Source organism: Xanthobacter versatilis (assembly GCF_043193975.1).
In the GTDB taxonomy this organism is placed as follows: Bacteria; Pseudomonadota; Alphaproteobacteria; order Rhizobiales; family Xanthobacteraceae; genus Xanthobacter; species Xanthobacter autotrophicus_E.
In genome coordinates this window covers 315795-332934 of sequence record NZ_JBAFVB010000003.1, presented here as the reverse complement: position 1 = coordinate 332934, position 17140 = coordinate 315795, and the positions used below count along the sequence as shown (strand labels likewise).

Below are 17140 nucleotides of genomic sequence, written 5' to 3'. Positions count from 1 at the left end.
CACGGCGCCCCAGACCGCCCGTGCCCTGCTGCCCGCCTGACGACCCTGTCGGTGATCCCTCCGGCTGTCTCGCGGGCCTTTCGTCCTGCCCGCGAAACGAGCCTTCCATGACTGAGCTTCCCCTGTCCATCGCCGTCGAGACGGCGGCCGACGACCACGACATCGACAAGCTGCACGAGCGCACCTTCGGCCCCGGCCGGTTCGCCCGCACCGCCTTCCGTATCCGCGAGCAGGCGCCCCATGAGCGCGCCCTCTCCTTCACGGCGCGGGTGGGCAACATGCTGGTGGGCTCGGTGCGGCTGACGCGCGTGCGCGTCGGCACCACGCCCGCCCTGCTGCTCGGCCCGCTCACGGTGGAGCCGCCGTTCCAGTCGGTGGGCATCGGCGCCCGGCTGATGGAGGTGGCGCTGAAGGCGGCGCAGGAGGGCGGCCACCGCCTGGTGGTGCTGGTGGGCGACGAGCCTTATTACGCCCGCTTCGGCTTCAGGCGCGTGCCCCCCGGCCGGGTGACGCTGCCCGGCCCGGTGGACCCGGCCCGCCTGCTGGTGGCGGAACTGGTGGAAGGCGCCTTCACCGACGTGGCCGGCATGGTGAACGCCTGAGGCGTTGCCCTCGGACCGGCTCCAGCCGGGCCGATCACGACGCCGTGCGCATATTGTCCCCGGCCTCGGCCCGTGCTTACGTCAACACCATAAGAACAAGCCGCCGGCCTGTCGCAGGCCGGGCGGAAATATAAGAATCACAAGGGAGAGACCTAAATGACGTCACGTCGATCGCTCGATCCGCGCGCCCTGTTCCATCCGCGACCGCTGCTGGTGGCGGCGGCGCTCTGCGGCCTCATGGCCGGCGCCGCGCGGGCCGAGGACACCACCGTCAAGCTCGGCGTGCTCAACGACATGTCCGGCGTCTATGCCGACATTTCCGGGCCCGGCTCGGTGGTGGCCGCGCAGATGGCGGCCCAGGACTTCATGGCCAAGAACAAGGGCTTCAAGGTGGAGGTGGTGGGCGCCGACCACCAGAACAAGCCGGATGTCGGCTCCTCCATCGCCCGCAAGTGGTACGACCAGGACGGGGTGGACGCCATCATGGATGTTACCACCTCCTCGGTGGCGCTGGCGGTGAATGACGTGACCCGGGAGAAGAACAAGATCTTCCTCGTGTCCGGCGGCGGCACCTCCGACCTCACCGGCGCCAAGTGCTCGCCCAACACCGTGCACTGGACCTACGACACCTGGGCGCTCGCCAACGGCACCGGTTCGGCGATCACCAAGCAGGGCGGCTCGCCCTGGTTCTTCATCACCGCCGACTATGCCTTCGGCGCGGCGCTGGAGCGTGACGCGGCCGCCGCCGTGAAGGCCGCGGGCGGCAAGGTCGCCGGCAGCGTGAAGCACCCGCTCTCCGCCACCGACTTCTCGTCCTTCCTGGTGCAGGCGCAGTCCTCCGGCGCCAAGGTGATCGGCCTCGCCAATGCCGGCGGCGACCTCATCAACGCCATCAAGCAGGCTTCCGAGTTCGGCATCACCCAGGGCGGCCAGTCGCTGGCCGGGCTGCTGATCTTCTCCTCCGACGTGAAGGCGATGGGGCTGACCGCCGCGCAGGGCCTGCTGCTCACCGAGGCCTTCTACTGGGACCTCAACGACGACACCCGCGCCTTCTCCAAGCGGTTCGCCGAGAAGTTCGGCGGCAAGATGCCGACGAGCGCGCAGGCCGGCGTGTATTCCAGCGCGCTGCACTATCTCAACGCCATCAAGGACGCCAAGACCAAGGACGCGCCCAAGGTGATGGAGCAGATGCGCGCCACCCCCATCGACGACCCGCTGTTCGGCAAGGGCGAAGTGCGCATCGACGGCCGCGCCACCCACCCCATGTACCTCTTCAAGGTGAAGAAACCGGCCGACTCCAAGGGCCCGTGGGACCTCTACGAGGTAGTCGCCACCATCCCCGCCGCCGACGCCTTCCGCCCGCTCAAGGACGGCGGCTGCCCGCTGGTGAAGTGAGGCCGGGGCGCTCTTAAACCACCTACCGCGGGCCGCGCGCCGGCCCCTCGCGATGCAGATCGGCCCTCCCCACTGGGAGGGCCTTTCTTTTGGGCCGACGCTGGCGTGACCACACGATAAAGTATAGTTTATGTCTATGTTCTATTTATGCGGGAGGCCACCATGCGCTTCGCGGCATCGGTCGGGCTGTTGTTGTTCTCGACCCAGTTCGCCTCTGCGGACATCGTCAGCCCGCCGCAGCAGACATGGCAAGTCAAGCCGCCGCCCTTCCGCCAGGAAGACGGCAACGACAACACAGCCAACGAGGCCCTGAGCGGCGCGGCCTGCGTGCCCGACACCAACCGCTGCCTGGTGGTGAATGACGAGGGGCGCTTCGCCCAGTTCTTCGAGATCGACGGCACCACCATCGTCCCGAAGGAGGTCATCGGCCTGCTGCCATCGCGCGACGGCGACAAGAAGATGAAGGAACTGGACGCCGAGGGCGTCGCCTATGTGGCGCCACGCGCGGTAGGCGCCCCCGGCTATTTCTACATCACCGGCTCCCATGGACTGTCGCGCAAGGGCAAGCTTCAGCCCTCGCGTTACCATGTGCTGCGCTTTCCGGTGGATTCGGCCACCGGCCGGCCAACGTTCCCATTCGATGCCGAGACGGTGGCGCCGCAGATCGAGTCCGCGGCGACCCTTGGCCCGGCCATCGCTAACCTGCCGGACATCGGGCAGTTTGCCCCAAAGAAACTCGACGAGAACGGCGTGACGGTGGAGGGCCTCGCCATCCTCGACGACGAGGCCCTGTTCGGCCTGCGCGGGCCTTGCATCGCTGGCAACGCCTTCGTGGTCCGCGCAAAGGTGGAGGCGTTGTTCTCCGGGAAGCCCTTCACTGCGAAGGCAAGCCCGCTGGCCCTGGGCGACAATGTGGGCATCCGCGATCTGGCGCGGGTCAAGGACGGCGTGCTCGTTCTCAGCGGGCGGAGCAATGATGCCCGCGGGACGGCTGCCTACAATTGCGAGAAGCCCGGCCCCGCCCCGATCCCGGACGCGCAGGTGTGGCTGTGGAGCGGCAAGGACGGCGATACGGCCCGCCCGCTCGGCACCCTGCCCGGCGTTTCCAACAGCGAGAAAGCCGAAACCCTGCTGGTGCTGGCGGAAGACGACAACCACTACCGGGTGCTGGTCTGGTTCGACGGCAAGGCCGACGGCGGCGCCACGGAATTCGTCATCGACAAGCCGAAGCGCCAGTAAACCAGTAACAACGCAGAGGCCCGGCCAGGTCTCCCCCGCCACCCCACAAAAAAGCGCCCCCGGGAGATCCTCCCGGGGGCGCCGATCGTCATGGCCGTCGCCGGCCGCTACCTTGCAGTAAAGCGGATCACTCCGCCGCCACCACCTCCGGGCGGCCGCGGGCGAGGCGCTCGCGCTTCAGCAGCTCGGCCACCAGGAAGGCGGTCTCGATGGCCTGCTCGGCGTTGAGGCGCGGATCGCAATAGGTGTGGTAGCGATCGCGCAGGTCCTCGTCCGAGATGGCGCGGGCGCCGCCGGTGCACTCGGTGACGTTCTTGCCCGTCATCTCCAGGTGCACGCCGCCGGCGAAGGTGCCTTCGGCCGCATGGATGTCGAAGAACGAGCGGATCTCCGACTGGATGCGCTCGAACGGCCGGGTCTTGTAGCCCGACGCCGCCTTGATGGTGTTGCCGTGCATGGGATCGCACGACCACGCCACCACGCGCCCCTCCTTCTCCACCGCGCGGATCAGGCCCGGCAGGTAGTCGCCCACCTTGTCGGCGCCGAAGCGGCAGATGAGGGTGATGCGGCCCGGCTCATTGTCGGGCTGCAGCATGTCCAAGAGGCGGATGAGGCCGTCCCCGGTGATGGAGGGGCCGCACTTGATGCCGATCGGATTGCGGATGCCGCGGAAATACTCGACATGCGCATGGTCCGGCTGGCGGGTGCGGTCGCCGATCCACAACAGGTGGCCGGAGGTGGCGTACCAGTCGCCGGAGGTGGAATCCACCCGCGTCAGCGCCTGCTCGTAGCCGAGCAGCAGCGCCTCGTGGCTGGTGAAGAAGTCCGTGGTCCGCATTTCCGGGTGGCTCTGCGGATTGATCCCGCAGGCGCGCATGAAGTCGAGCGCCTCGGTGATGCGGTTCGCGAGTTCCTGGTAGCGCGAGGACTGGGGGCTGTCCTTCACGAAGCCCAGCATCCACTGGTGGGCGTTCTCAAGGTTGGCATAGCCGCCGTTGGCGAAGGCGCGCAGCAGGTTGAGGGTGGCCGCCGACTGGCGGTACGCCTCGATCTGCCGGCGCGGATCCGGCACGCGGGCCGCTTCCGTGAAGGCGATGTCGTTGACGATGTCGCCGCGGTAGCTGGGCAGGGTCACGCCATTCTCGGTCTCGGTATCCGAAGACCTCGGCTTGGCGAACTGGCCGGCGATGCGGCCCACCTTCACCACCGGCGAGCCGCCGGCGAACGTGAGCACCACCGCCATCTGCAGGAAGACGCGGAAGAAATCGCGGATGTTGTCGGCCGAATGCTCGTCGAAGCTCTCGGCGCAGTCGCCGCCCTGCAACAGGAAGGCTTCGCCGCGGGCGACCTTGGCGATCTCCGCCTTCAGGCGGCGCGCCTCGCCGGCGAAGACGAGGGGCGGGTAGGAGGCAAGCTTGGCTTCCACCTCGGCGAGTTCTGCCTTGTCCGGATAATTGGGCATCTGCACGCCGGGATAAAATCGCCAGCTATCCGGACGCCAGCCTTCGGCGCGGCGAGAAGCCTCGGCGCCAGGGACGGGAGCGGATTGCGGGCGGGTCACCATTTCACTCTCCATGTTCTCAAAAACCGGGCCGGCTCGTCCGACACCGGGTCCAGCCCTTGCGTTCCTCTTGTGTTCGCGGGGCCGGAAGGCGGGCTTATACACGAACCCGCGCCGCGCCGAAAGGACGCGCCGCAAACACGGTTCGGTGTCATCGGACGGCGGCCCTTCTCCTTGCCGGCGCCATCGCCTATGTGTCCTTGGCCCATCCGCCCCCTTGCCGGTCGCCCCTCCCCGCGCGCCGCGCCTCACAACCGTGTCTGTTGCGGGACACGTCCAATGCCAGAGCGTTCCATGTCCCATCCCGAGCGCGCCCCCGCGCCCCGCAACGCGTCCATCCCGGCGAAGGCGACGGCGCCCACCCGGCCGCCGTTCCTCGAATTCGTCGCCCTCATCGCCCTGCTCATCGGCATGACGGCCTTCTCCATCGACAACCTCTTGCCCGCCTTCGGCGCCATCCGGGAGGACTTCGCCCTCGCCAACGCCAATGACGTGCAGGTGATGGTCTATGCCTACCTGCTCGGCATCGGCTCCGCGCAGTTCCTTTACGGCCCCATCTCCGACGTGGTGGGCCGCCGGCCGATCCTGTTCGCGGGCCTCGCCATCTATGCGGTGGGCACGCTGATTGCCCTGTTCACACGGGATTTCAACGTGCTGATCGCCGCGCGCGTGATCCAGGGCGTGGGCGCGGCCTCGGGCCGGGTGCTGGCCATCGCCATCGTGCGCGACCGGTTCGAGGGGCGCGAGATGGCGCGCATCATGTCACTGGCCATGATGGTGTTCCTCACCGTGCCCATCCTGGCGCCGGCGCTGGGCAGCCTGATCCTGGCCTTCGGCTCCTGGCACCTCATCTTCATCGCCATGCTCACGCTGGCGGTGGCACTGCTGGTCTGGTTCGGCCTGCGCATGCCGGAGACGCTGCATCCGGAATATCGCATCCCCTTCTCGTTCCGGGCCATCGGCAAGGCCGTGGTGCTCACCCTCACCACCCGCCGCGCGGCGGGCTATGCGGTGGCCATCGGCCTGATGATGGGATCGCTGATGGCCTATGTGGGCTCCGCCTCCCAGGTGTTCCAGACCGATGTCTACAAGCTGGGCAACCTGTTCCCGGTGGCGTTCGCCGCGGTGGCGGGCATCATGGCGGTGGCCTCCTTCACCAACGCGGCGCTGGTGCGGCGGATCGGCATGCGGCGGCTGTCCCATGGCGGCATCTGCGGCTTCATCACCGTGGGGGCCCTGATGGTGGCAGCCAGCCTCGCCTATGGCGGCAAGCCGCCGCTGATCCTGTTCTGCGGCCTCGTCGGGGCGGGACAGTTCCTGTTCGCGCTCACGGTGCCGAACTTCAACTCCATGGCCATGGAGCCGCTGGGCGCGGTGGCCGGAACCGCCTCCTCCTTCATCGGCGGCTTCACCACCCTGATGGCGTCCGTGCTCGGCTATTTCGTGGGCCGCGCCTTCGACGGCACGGTGCTGCCGCTGAGCCTGGGCTACATGGTGCTCGGGGCCATCGCGCTGGTGTTCGTGCTGTGGGCCGAGAAGGGTCGGCTGTTCGGGCACAATCAATAGGCGGCTAATCATAGCGCCGGAGCGGTTCCCCGCTCCGTGCCTGCTGCATGGGTGCCCCGCCCGCCGTGGCGGATTCTGTCGGCGAACTGTCCGCAAGCCGTGGTAGAAGAAATGCTTGCGCCTACACGCTTGCGCGATCTTGCGCCCGCAGTTCGAACGACAACAGGAGCCTCATGCCTCAACTTTCGCCCGAAGGCCAGGCGGCCATCAACGCCATCTCCCAGCGCACCGGCTTCAGCCCGGATGCCGTCACCTCCATGCTGTTCTCGGTGATCGCCGGCAACGGTTCGATGGCCCAGTTCAGCCATCCCGAGTTCGGCGGATCCGGCCAGTGGATGCGCGGCGGGATGACCATGGTCTCGGACATGTTCAACAATTACCTGAAGGGCCGCGTGGACGGCCTGTGCAGCGAATTGTCGAACCTCGTCGCCAACCAGCCCGGCCTCACCCAGAGCGGCAGCTTCCAGTCCCAGAGTCAGGGCGGCGGCTATTCCGGGAGCGGGCAGTGGCAGTCGAGCGGCGGCGGGATGGGGATGGGAGGCAACCAGTCCAGCCTGTTCATTCCGGACGCCTCGGGCAATTTCAACTGGTGGCCGGCCGATCTTGGCCAGCCGGCCAGCACCGGCGCGCAGAACTCGGTGCGCTACGCCTATTTCCCGGAATCGCATCGCCTCGCCATCGACCTCAACGGTCAGGTGACGGTCTATGACAGCCTCGACCACCAGATCGGCGGCTTCTCCCAGCAGCAGGGCGGCTCGGGCTCCCTCACCTTCACCAGCCAGTACGGCACGGTGTTCGTCTCGAACCTGCCCATCGTGAGCGGCGCGCCCCAGGCCCCGGCTCAGGCCTACGCCCCGCCGCCGCCGGTCTACGATCCGCCGCCGCCACCCCCGCAGCAGCAGACCTATGCGCCGCAGCCCCAGACCTTCGGCAATCCCCTGCCGCCGCTGGGCCAGAACGAGGTGATCTCCGCCATCGAGAAGCTGGCCGACCTCCACGCCAAGGGCATCCTGAGCGACCAGGAGTTCAGCACCAAGAAGGCCGAGCTGCTCAGCCGGCTCTGAGCGCCCGTTTGGACATTCGAGAGGGCATCCCGCCATCACCCTCGTCATGCCCGGGCTTGACCCGGACATCCACGCCGAGCCGCTTGTGCTCCGCTCGGAGCTGAGTTCCCTGCCCGTCACCGTGGATGGCCGGGTTAAGTCCGGCCATGACGGTGGTAAAGCCCGGTGAGGGCTGCAAGCGCCAATTGGCGTGAATTTCAACCGGCTCTTAGCGCGCCGCACCACATCCGTTCCGGTCCCAGAGGGATCGGAACGGCGGCGACACCCCGATCCCCGGTCAGACGCTGCGCGTAGGCGTGCGCAGGGTCACCAGTTCCTCGGCGGAGGTGGGGTGCACGGCGACGGTGCGGTCGAAATCCGCCTTCTTCGCCTTCAGCCCCAGCGCCACGCCGGCGAGCTGGATCATCTCGGAGGCGGCATCGCCCATGATGTGGCAGCCGAGCACCACGTCGCTCTCCTTGTCCACCACCAGCTTCATGAAGGTGCGCGTCTCGCGGCCCGAGAGCGTCGCCTTCAGCGGGCGGAACGAGGTGCTGTAGATGTCGATGGGCCGGCCGAGGGCGCGGGCCGCCTCTTCCGAGAGGCCCACGGTGCCGATCTCCGGCTCGGAGAACACGGCGGTGGCCACCAGGGAGTGGTCCACGGTCCAGGGCTTGTTGCCGAACACCGTGTCGGCGAAGGCATGGCCCTCGCGGATGGCGACCGGGGTCAGGTTGATGCGGTTGGTCACGTCGCCCACCGCATAGATGGACGGCACGTTGGTCGCGCCCGTCTCATCCACCACCACGGCGCCCACCTCGTCGAGCTTCACCCCGACCGTGTCGAGGCCCAGATGGGCCGTGTTGGGAATGCGGCCGAGGGCGAGCATCACGTCGTCCACCTCGACCACCGAGCCATCCGACAGGGTGACCCGCTTGCCGCCGTTGATCACCTCGATGGAGGTCAGGGTTCGCCCCGGCTTGAGGTGGATGCCGGCGCGGGTCATCTCGGCTTCCAGATGGTCGCGGATCTCCCCGTCGAAGCCGCGCAGCACCTTGTCGGCGCGATAGACCAGGGTGACATCGGCCCCCAGCGCGCGGAACAGGCCGGCGAATTCCACCGCGATATAGCCGGCGCCCTGCACCAGGATGCGGTTGGGGAAATGGGTGAGGTTGAACGCCTCGTTGGAGGTGATGGCGAGCTCGCAGCCCGGAATGGCCGGGCCCAGCGCCGGCCGGGCGCCGGTGGCGAGAAGGATGTAGCGGGCCCCGATCTCCTCCCCGGTGGCGAGGAGACGGACCGAGTTGGGGCCCACCACCACGGCGCGGGAGGCCACCACCTCCACCCCGGCATTCTCCGCATTGCGGCGGTAGATGGCCTCGAGGCGGGCGATCTCCTTGTCCTTGTTGGCGACGAGGGTCAGCCAGTCGAACTCCGGCTCGGTCACCCGCCAGCCGAAGCCAGCCATGTCCTCGATATCGTGGGCGAAACGGCCGGCATAAACGAACAGCTTCTTGGGCACGCAGCCACGGATGACACAGGTGCCGCCGACGCGGTATTCCTCCGCCATCATCACCCGGGCGCCGTGCTGGGCCGCGATGCGCGCCGCGCGCACCCCGCCCGAGCCCGCGCCGATGACAAACAGGTCGACTTCTCGCCGTGACATTCCAAACCGTCCTTCGCGCCGCGCAACGGCCGCCACAAAACGGCCGGCGCTCCCATCCGTCAAGGGAAAGCCACGGTCGTGCCCCATGCGCCGGGGCCAAGGCCGGACGGATCGCCCGGCGGCCTGAGCCGGAACAAGCCGCGAAGGGGCGGGACCACATCCCATGCTGAACGACGTGATCCCGCCCCGGCCCCTGCGCGCCACGACCTCGGCACCGGGCACCGCGGCCTTTCTCCCGCCCCTCCTGCTGCGCCTGCCGGGTGCCGGGGGGGCGGTGGCGGTGCTGGTCGCCACGGGTGTCCCCGGTCCGCTGGTGGTGCGCATGGATGACGGGCGCGGGACGCCCCTCGCCAGCTTCCCGGCGGAGGCGGACACGCCGGTGGCGGCGGATCTGCCGGCCGGTACGGCGCGGATCGTCGTCACCGGAGCGGGCGTATCGGAAGGCGCGGTGGGGCTCGGCTACTATCCCGTGCGCGGGCAGTTTCCTGCCGGGCGGCTGCTGCTGAAGCTCCATGCCTTCCGGAACGGGTCCTTCTCCACCCCCGAAGGCGGGCTGAAGGGCCTTCAGAGCCGCTGGCGTCAGGCGGAGGGCGCGGCGCGCCATCTGGGCCTGAGCCTCATCGCCCTGAGCCAGACCGCACAGGCCCGCCTGTCCCTGAAGCGGGCGCAGTACCAGCGCTTCCGCGACGCCTTCGTGGAGGACTTCACCGAGGTTCCGGCAGAAGGGGCGGCGCCGGCCCTCGTGTTCCTGTCGGCGGCCGGGGACGGGCGCACACTCAAGGAGATCGCCGCCTGCGCGCTGGCCCTGACGGCGCAGACCGACCGGAACTTCAGCTGGATCATCGCCGCAAGCGCGGACCGCCTTGTCCGCGACGACGACAAGCTGGCGGAGGCGGTGGGCGATACCGGCCGCATCGTGCCCGCGCAGGGGACGGACGACGCCAGCTTGCTCAAGGCCGCCCTCGCCGCCAGCGCTGCGCCGGACGACGGCCTCATCTGCCTGCTGGACCTCGACGGCCGCCCCACGCGGGACGCCGTGGCCCTCATCCGCGCAGCGTTTGCGGCCCATCCCGACTGCCAGTTGCTCTATACCGACGAGGAGCGCTGCGACGCCTCCGGCACGCCACTGGCGGGCGTGTTCAAGCCGGCCTTCAATCGCCACCTGCTGGAAGCCTCGCCCTATATGGGCGCGCTCACCGTGCTGCGGGCGGGGCGGAGCCGAACGCTGGGGATCGATCCCGGCTTCGGCGCCGCCGCCCCCTATCACCTCATCGTGCGCACGGTGGCCGAGGTCAGCGCCGGTACGGTGCGGCACCTGCCGCGCATCGCCTATTCCGGCCCGGAGAAGGCGCCGGGCTTCGTCGCGCCTGAAACCGCCCGGCTGGCCGCGCAGGCGCTCGAAGGCGTGCTCAACGTGCCGGTCAGCGTGGTGCCGGAGGCCGGGACCCATTTCCTGCGGCCGGATTTCCCCCTGCCGGCGGTGCCGCCCAAGGTGTCCATCGTCATCCCCACCCGCGACCGCGCCGGCCTTCTGGGCATGGCGCTCGATTCGCTGATCGGGAAGACGGCCTATCGCAATTTCGAGATCATCATCGTGGACAACGGCTCGGTGGAGCCGGAGACCTTCGCCCTGTTCGCGGAGATGAAGGCCACATGGCCCGACACGACCATCGTGCGGGACGATGGCGACTTCAATTACCCGCGCATCTGCAACAACGGGGTCGCGGCCGCCACCGGCGACCTGATCCTGTTCCTCAACAACGACATCGAGGTGATCGAGGCGGGCTGGCTCGGCGAGATGGTGGCGCTCGCCTTACGGCCGGGCGTCGGCATCGTGGGGGCCAAGCTGCTCTATCCCGATCGTACCATCCAGCATGCGGGGGTGATGGTCGGCCTGTTCGGCTATGCCTCCCACTGGTTCGCCCATGCCCTGCCGGACACGCCCGGCCCCGAGGGCCGGCTGCTGGCGCGGCAGGACGTGTCGGCGGTCACCGGCGCCTGCCAGCTCATCCGCAGGGACGTGTGGGAGGCCATCGGCCCGCTGGACGCGGAGCGGTTCCAGGAGGATTGCAACGACATCGACCTGTGCCTGCGCGCCCGCCGCGCCGGCTACGAGGTGGTGACCACGCCTTACGCGCTGCTCATCCACCACGAATCGGCCTCGCGGGGGAAGGCCCGCAACAAGCTCCACCGCGAGCGGCTGAAGGCCCAGCACGCGCGTTTCGACGCGCTGTGGCACGCTACCACGCTGGTGGACCCTCACTCCAACCCCAACCTCGACCGCAAGAACCTGTTCGCCGCCTTGGCCGACGCGCCGCAGGGCTCGCGCGACGCCCGCACCGACGCGATCTGAGGCCGGCCCTCAACGAAAAAAGGCTCCCGGCATGGCGCCGGGAGCCTTTTGAGCCCGAGCCAGAGCGAAACCTACAGATCCACGCCGCGCTTGCGCATCTCGGCGCGCACCCGCTCCACCGCCTGGGCGTTCACCTGCGCGCCCCACGCCTGGATGCCCTGCACCGCCTCCTGGACGATGACCGGACGGTCCTGCACCAGCTTGGCGCCGGTGGGAGAGCGATAGAAGGTGATGGCCTCCTTCAGCTCGGCTTCCGTGAAGTGGCGGGCGTAGGAGCTGGCGAGAATGTCGATGATCTCGTTCTGCCGCGCCTCGAACTCCGGCCGCACGATGATGGCGACCTCGCGCAGCTGCTTGGCAAGATCGGGATTGGTCTGGAGGAACGACAGCGCCGCGCCATCGACGATGTTGGGGATGATCCCCTCGAAGGCGCGGGCCTCGCCGTTCACCGCCACCAGATCGCGGGCGAGCTGGAGATGAGGTGCGCTCACCTTCGCCGCCGGCTGGGCGGGCTGCGCCTGCTGGGCCAGGGCGAAGGGAACCGGAAGGGCCGGCACCGCAAAGGCGGCGGCGAGAAGGAGCCGCACGCCGAAGCGGCCGCTATGGGACATGAACATGGGTCTCTCTCCGGGAAGAGGAATCAGAAGCTGCCGGGCTCCAGCACGGTGATGCCGTCCGCGCCCGCGAGGACGACCCGGCGGGCGAGGCCGAGGAACAGCCCGTGCTCGACCACACCGGCGACTTCCTCCACCGCGCGGGCGAGCGCGGCCGGATCCGGGATGCGGCCGAGATGGGCGTCGAGGATGAGGTGGCCCTGATCGGTGACGAAAGGATGACCATCGCCGTCGCGGCGCAGCTTCACCGGGCCTTCGCAGCCGGCCTTGCGCACCGCCTCGGCCACATGGCGCTCGATGGAGGCGACGCCGAAATCCACCACCTCGATGGGCAGCGGGAAGCGGCCGAGCATCGCCACCTTCTTGCTCGAGTCGGCGATCACCACCATCTCGCGCGCGGCGCTGGCGACGATCTTCTCCCGCAGCAGCGCTCCGCCGCCGCCCTTGATCAGGGCAAGGCCGGGGCCGACCTCGTCCGCCCCGTCGATGCACAAGTCGAGCGGACCGGCCTCGTCGAGCGTCGCGATCGGAACGCCGAGGGAGACCGCCTGCGACAAAGTCTGCTCGGAAGTGGGCACGCCGAGAATGTTGAGGCCGGCATGGACCTTCTCGGCCAGCAGCTCCACGAAATGGCGGGCGGTGGAGCCGGTGCCGAGGCCGAGGCGCATGCCGTCGGTCACGTAGGTGAGGGCGTGAGCGGCCGCGCGGCGCTTCGGATCTTCGGCGTGCACCATGGGAGTTTCCGTTCCGGTGCCCCTCGCGCGGCCAACCGGCGCGGCGTGGGGCATTGGCGTTTCGTTGCTGCGGGACGGGTCGCCCCGCCGCGTTCCGGCTCTAGCCCCGATCCGGCCCGCCGACAAGCGGCGCGACGGCTCGATGGGCCCCAAGCCTCAACGCGCCGCCGGGGTACAGACCAGGCTGGAATCGGCTCCGCCCTGGGGCCGGGCGGTTTCGCGTACGTAGCAGATGCTCATCTCCCCGGTGTCGCGGTTGACCCGGAAGATGCCGGTCTCGCCCTCGTAATGGGTGGGGGCCAGAGCATAGCTGCCGGCCTTCTGGGGGCCGGCCCCCTCCCCTTGCGCAAAGCAATGGGTGATGCCCACGGCGCTGCCTTCGGGCCGCTCGAACTGGCACACGTTCATCTCACCGGTCTGGCGGTTGAGGCCATAGACGCGGTTTGCCTGGGCCGAGGGCGGGGCGGCGAACTCGTAAGCCCCCTGGGCGGGCGCGGCCGGCTGGGCCAGCACGCCGCCGGCGCCGGCGACGGTACCAAGGCCCGCGAAGGCCAGCGCCGCCAGCGTACTGCGCCCTCCCGGCATCAGATTCCGCAGGCGGGTCCGCGATCGCGCCACGGAAAGAACAATCCCCTGCATTCAAGTCTCCCTGGTGTTCCGGGCCCGCCAAGTTCACGTCCGATCCCGGCGGGTCCTGCGCCCGAGGCTGCGCCATGCCGCCGCAGCCGTGTGATCGACGCGGACGCTCGCGCGAAAAAGCGGCAGGATTTAAGGCAGGTGGTGGGGTCGGCGCCCCCCATCCCCGTCTGTCCCCGATGAAAAGGCCCGAACATGACTGCCCCACCCGCTTCCACCCGTCCCGTCGTCGCCTTCGATCTCGACGGCACCCTGGTCGATACCGCGCCCGATCTGCTGGACGCCCTCGACCTGGTCCTTGCCCCGCACAACATCCCGCCGGTGAACCGCGACGAGGCCCGCAACATGATCGGCGGCGGCGCGCGCCTGCTCATCGTCCGCGCCCTGAAGAGCGAGGGCGTCGCCCTGCCCGACGTGGAGGTGGAGGCGATGACCAAGCGCTTCATCGCCCATTATGCCGACAACATCGCCGTGGGCTCGCGCCCCTTCCCCGGCCTGCTCGAGGCCCTCGACCGCCTCTCGGCCAAGGGCGTGAGCCTCGCCGTGTGCACCAACAAGCTGGAGCACCTCGCCCGGCTGCTGCTGGACGCGCTGGACCTCACCGAGCGTTTTTCGGTGATCACCGGTGCCGACACCTATCCGCGCTCCAAGCCGGACCCGCTGCCGCTGGTATCCACCATCGCGGCGGCCGGCGGCTCGGCGGCGCAGGCGATCATGGTGGGCGACAGCATCACCGACGTGCTCACCGCCCGCGCCACCGGCGTGCCCGTGGTCGCCGTCTCCTTCGGCTATACGGAAACCCCGGCCGCGGAACTCGGCGCGGACGCGTTGATCCACCATTTCGACGAGCTGGAGCGGGCGGTGGATGCCCTTCTGGCGCGTCCTGCTGCGTAGAGCCCGCGCCGCCGGGATCGCACCGCGATCTGAGCGGATAGCGCGGCGTCCCGGCTCCAGGCGGAGCGTGACCGACCGGGCCGTTTGAGCCGATTTCCATGGGTCGTACCCCGGCGTCATCCACAGGCCGGAGCGACCGGCACTTGACAGGGAGGGGCGCGCCGGCCTAAACGGCGCTCCTCGCAAATGGCGCGGGCGATTAGCTCAGCGGGAGAGCACTCCCTTCACACGGGAGGGGTCGCAGGTTCAATCCCTGCATCGCCCACCATTCTCTTTTCCGCACCCTTCCAGATACTTGACCGGCTTCTTGGCCGCGCATTCAGCGCGTCGGTGCGTCGCATGCCGCCCCCTCAACGCAAAAAATGCCCCCGCCGCGGGTGCGACGGGGGCGAGTGGGATTCTCCCCGCGGGAGGGAGAGATGCGGTGCCTGCCCGGGGGGACGGAAGGCGCCGGCCGCGGTCTTGTCAGGCCGCGCGCATGTTGACCTGGGTCTCGGCGAGGCCGGTGAGCTTGGCGTCGGTCGCCTTCTCCTCGTCGAGGGTGCGCTGGAGCAGGGTGGCGCAGTCATTGCGGCCGAGACGCTTGGCCCAGGCGACGAGGGTGCCGTAGCGGGTGATCTCGTAATGCTCGACCGCCTGCGCCGCGGCAGCCAGCGCCGCATCCAGCACCTCGGGATCGGCCACCTCGGACGCCACCTCCTCGGCCTCGGCGATGATGCCGTCGATGGCCGGGCATTTCACCGGGCTGGCCTCGACGCCATGCATGCGGAACACCTCCTCCAGGCGCATCACATGCCCCTGGGTCTCGCCCAGGTGGGACTGGAATGCCTGGCGCAGGGTCGCGCTCGAGGCTTTCTCCACCATGGTGGGCAGCGCCTTCAGAATGCGCTTTTCGGCGTAATAGATGTCGCGCAGCGTGTGCACGAAGAGATCGTCGAGCGAATGGATGTCTTTGGAAAAGAAGCCCATGTCTGTCTCCTGATGTCTGTGGATGGCCGCGGACTTCAGGCGGCGCGCGCCGCCCGAATTCTCAACGCGGACAGGCGTCAGCGCGCGCCCGGCTTGCGGCCGGCATCCGACGGCTGACCACGATCCTGCGAAGGGGAGCGCTTCTCCTCCTGGCTGGCTTTGCGGCTGGCTTCGCGATCGCGTTCCGGGTCGCCGCCGCCCTGCTGGCCACGGCCATGATCCTGCTGGTGCTGCTGACGGTTTTCCGCCGCCTTGCGAGCCGCATCCTTGGCCTGATCCGTCTCGGGAGCGGTGAAACCGCCCTGCTGACGATTGGTCATGGGAATGTCTCCTCTTGTTTAGCCCCTGGTCATGCAACGGAGGGGAGAGAGGATGGTTCCTTCGATTTTTTGGAGCGCACAGCCACGCTCTATCTAAAATGAAAGCGCGGCCGCCACCGTATTTCCGGAGAAAATAAGGTGGCGGCCGCGCTGTTAACCGTTCGTGAAATCGGGCATTTCTGTGCCAAATCTACACCTGGCTCGGCCAGACCGGCTTCACCCTCAATTCTCGTCAGGGTGGCTCACGTCATCGATCGCGATGTTGGTGCAGGAGAGTGCGCCATCGGGCTCGTCGAACGCGGTCTGGGTGAGGAAGGCGCAGCGCGTGCCCTCGGCCGCGGCGATGAAGGAGACGATGCGCTGGGTGATGCCGGCCACCTGGCTGGAATCGTCCGCCGGGCGGAAGGCGGCGTCGGCGGGCGGCTGCGGACCTGCCTTCCGGGCGCTCTTCAGGTCGGTGACGGTGGGGATGAGCGAGAGGGTGTCGGCCGCATCGTCCGGCGTCACCACCGGCTCAAGGGTCAGGGTGAACTGGTCGACGCTGCCCTTGCCGAGGCGCGTCGCCTCCGCCTCCCCGGTCACGGTCGCCTTGAAGGCGGGGCCGGACACGCCGGGCACCACGGCGCCGGCGAGCTTGAACTTGCGCGGCCCAGCGGCCGACGCCTCCGGCGCCGCGCCGGACAAAAGGCGCGACAGCATGGCTTCGGCATAGGATTTCAGCTTCGCCTCGGACACCGTGCTCCCTTCCGCGACGCGGGCGCGGGGAATGGTGGCGAGGGCCATCTCGCCGCACAGCGCCGGCAGCGTCACGGCAGAGACCTGAGGCAGGCGGCGCAGGTCCTCGGCATGCTTCGCCTCGCTGCCCACCGGCACGGCGATGTCCACGGACACGTCGTCGCCGCCCCGCGCCGCAAGGCGCAGGCGGCTCCAGGCGTCCTTCAGCTTCTGCGTTGCCGTGCCGCCCTGCTGCGGCACCACCACGAGGTCGAGGTCGGCCACCGCTGCGGGCGCCTCGGCGGTCGCCGCCAGGTCCTTGGCGCGGAACTGGACGGAAAGCCCGCCGTAGACGCGTCCGCACCAGTCCTCCGGATCATGCTGCAGCGCCAGCGCCGGCTCGGAGAAGCCCGCCGGGGGGCGGAACAGGGTGACCGAATCGATGCCGGGGATGCTGGTCGTCTCCTCGAAGATGCGGTGGAGGCCCCGCTCGTTCTCGCTGAAGACGAAGCGGTAGGCCTCCGCCCCCTGCCCCGCGGTGAGGGTGAGCACCCCGTTGGCCAGCGTGCCGGAGAGCGGCAGCGCCGGGCGCGGATCGCCCGCGGGGGCGGCGAGGGTGCCCGTGACCTTGCCGTCGGCCACGTCGATGCTGGCGATGGCCACGTGGTAGGGATCGAAGAAGGGCAGCCCTGTCGCCATGTAGCGGTCGGCGGCTCGCGCGGTGGCGGGCGCAAGCAGCCCGAGGGTGGCAACGAGGGCGAGACGCCCGGCTCGGGACAAAGGAAGGTTGCGCATGATTCGCCGCCTCTGTGGCACTGCCGCGTTCGGCCCGCT

15 protein-coding genes and 1 tRNA gene are annotated in these 17140 nt (G+C 69.0%); 8 read left to right on the top strand and 8 right to left on the bottom strand.

Annotated elements, in window-relative coordinates:
* Positions 1 to 107 precede the first annotated feature (107 nt).
* The 3 genes from V5F66_RS09080 (at position 108) to V5F66_RS09070 (ending at position 3236) form a co-directional block, all read left to right on the top strand.
* Positions 108 to 602 carry a GNAT family N-acetyltransferase gene (locus V5F66_RS09080; protein ID WP_394051525.1) on the top strand — a complete coding sequence of 165 codons (495 nt, stop codon included), beginning with the start codon at positions 108 to 110 and terminating at the stop codon, positions 600 to 602.
* A gap of 156 nt (positions 603 to 758) precedes the next feature.
* On the top strand, positions 759 to 1997 hold the full coding sequence (locus V5F66_RS09075) for an ABC transporter substrate-binding protein (RefSeq protein ID WP_394051527.1): 1239 nt from the start codon (positions 759 to 761) through the stop codon (positions 1995 to 1997).
* Positions 1998 to 2159: 162 nt separating this feature from the next.
* The gene (locus V5F66_RS09070) at positions 2160 to 3236 is read left to right on the top strand and encodes a DUF3616 domain-containing protein (RefSeq protein ID WP_394051529.1); all 1077 of its coding nucleotides are present in this window, start codon (positions 2160 to 2162) and stop codon (positions 3234 to 3236) included.
* 127 nt (positions 3237 to 3363) lie between these two features.
* Here V5F66_RS09070 and V5F66_RS09065 read toward each other — a convergent pair whose 3' ends face one another.
* Positions 3364 to 4800, bottom strand: a complete 1437-nt coding sequence (locus V5F66_RS09065) for a class II 3-deoxy-7-phosphoheptulonate synthase (RefSeq protein ID WP_012115203.1) — start codon at positions 4798 to 4800, stop codon at positions 3364 to 3366.
* 291 nt (positions 4801 to 5091) lie between these two features.
* Here V5F66_RS09065 and V5F66_RS09060 point away from each other — a divergent pair, with 291 nt between their 5' ends.
* Together V5F66_RS09060 and V5F66_RS09055 are read left to right on the top strand one after the other, a co-directional pair.
* Positions 5092 to 6363 carry a multidrug effflux MFS transporter gene (locus V5F66_RS09060; protein WP_157048119.1) on the top strand — a complete coding sequence of 424 codons (1272 nt, stop codon included), beginning with the start codon at positions 5092 to 5094 and terminating at the stop codon, positions 6361 to 6363.
* Positions 6364 to 6536: 173 nt separating this feature from the next.
* A complete protein-coding gene (locus V5F66_RS09055) occupies positions 6537 to 7427 on the top strand; it encodes an SHOCT domain-containing protein (protein ID WP_393998989.1) in 891 nt (296 codons plus the stop codon).
* Positions 7428 to 7704: 277 nt separating this feature from the next.
* Here the strand turns inward: V5F66_RS09055 and gor are convergent, their stop codons facing one another.
* Complete coding sequence (gene gor / locus V5F66_RS09050) at positions 7705 to 9072, bottom strand: glutathione-disulfide reductase (RefSeq protein ID WP_012115200.1); 1368 nt, start codon at positions 9070 to 9072, stop codon at positions 7705 to 7707.
* A gap of 163 nt (positions 9073 to 9235) precedes the next feature.
* Between gor and V5F66_RS09045 the strand changes: the two genes are divergently transcribed.
* On the top strand, positions 9236 to 11425 hold the full coding sequence (locus V5F66_RS09045) for a glycosyltransferase family 2 protein (protein ID WP_394093683.1): 2190 nt from the start codon (positions 9236 to 9238) through the stop codon (positions 11423 to 11425).
* Positions 11426 to 11496: 71 nt separating this feature from the next.
* Here V5F66_RS09045 and V5F66_RS09040 read toward each other — a convergent pair whose 3' ends face one another.
* The 3 genes from V5F66_RS09040 to V5F66_RS09030 all read right to left on the bottom strand — a co-directional run bounded on the left by V5F66_RS09040 (position 11497) and on the right by V5F66_RS09030 (position 13412).
* Positions 11497 to 12042, bottom strand: coding sequence for a DUF2059 domain-containing protein (locus V5F66_RS09040; protein WP_393998993.1), 546 nt, complete (start codon positions 12040 to 12042; stop codon positions 11497 to 11499).
* 23 nt (positions 12043 to 12065) lie between these two features.
* Positions 12066 to 12773 (bottom strand): ribose-5-phosphate isomerase RpiA, encoded by a 708-nt coding sequence (gene rpiA, locus V5F66_RS09035; RefSeq protein WP_394008052.1) that lies wholly within the window; start codon positions 12771 to 12773, stop codon positions 12066 to 12068.
* Between the two features lie 156 nt (positions 12774 to 12929).
* A complete protein-coding gene (locus V5F66_RS09030; RefSeq protein WP_394093682.1) occupies positions 12930 to 13412 on the bottom strand; it encodes a hypothetical protein in 483 nt (160 codons plus the stop codon).
* 192 nt (positions 13413 to 13604) lie between these two features.
* Between V5F66_RS09030 and gph the strand changes: the two genes are divergently transcribed.
* The gene (gene gph, locus V5F66_RS09025) at positions 13605 to 14303 is read left to right on the top strand and encodes a phosphoglycolate phosphatase (RefSeq protein WP_394051539.1); all 699 of its coding nucleotides are present in this window, start codon (positions 13605 to 13607) and stop codon (positions 14301 to 14303) included.
* A gap of 193 nt (positions 14304 to 14496) precedes the next feature.
* Positions 14497 to 14571 (top strand) — tRNA-Val (locus V5F66_RS09020).
* A gap of 197 nt (positions 14572 to 14768) precedes the next feature.
* Here V5F66_RS09020 and V5F66_RS09015 read toward each other — a convergent pair.
* The 3 genes from V5F66_RS09015 to V5F66_RS09005 all read right to left on the bottom strand — a co-directional run bounded on the left by V5F66_RS09015 (position 14769) and on the right by V5F66_RS09005 (position 17101).
* Entirely contained in the window at positions 14769 to 15272 is a 504-nt protein-coding gene (locus tag V5F66_RS09015; protein ID WP_394051541.1) for a YciE/YciF ferroxidase family protein, read from the bottom strand.
* 77 nt (positions 15273 to 15349) lie between these two features.
* A complete protein-coding gene (locus V5F66_RS09010; protein WP_394093681.1) occupies positions 15350 to 15592 on the bottom strand; it encodes a hypothetical protein in 243 nt (80 codons plus the stop codon).
* A gap of 222 nt (positions 15593 to 15814) precedes the next feature.
* Positions 15815 to 17101 (bottom strand): hypothetical protein, encoded by a 1287-nt coding sequence (locus tag V5F66_RS09005; RefSeq protein WP_394093680.1) that lies wholly within the window; start codon positions 17099 to 17101, stop codon positions 15815 to 15817.
* Positions 17102 to 17140 lie beyond the last annotated feature (39 nt).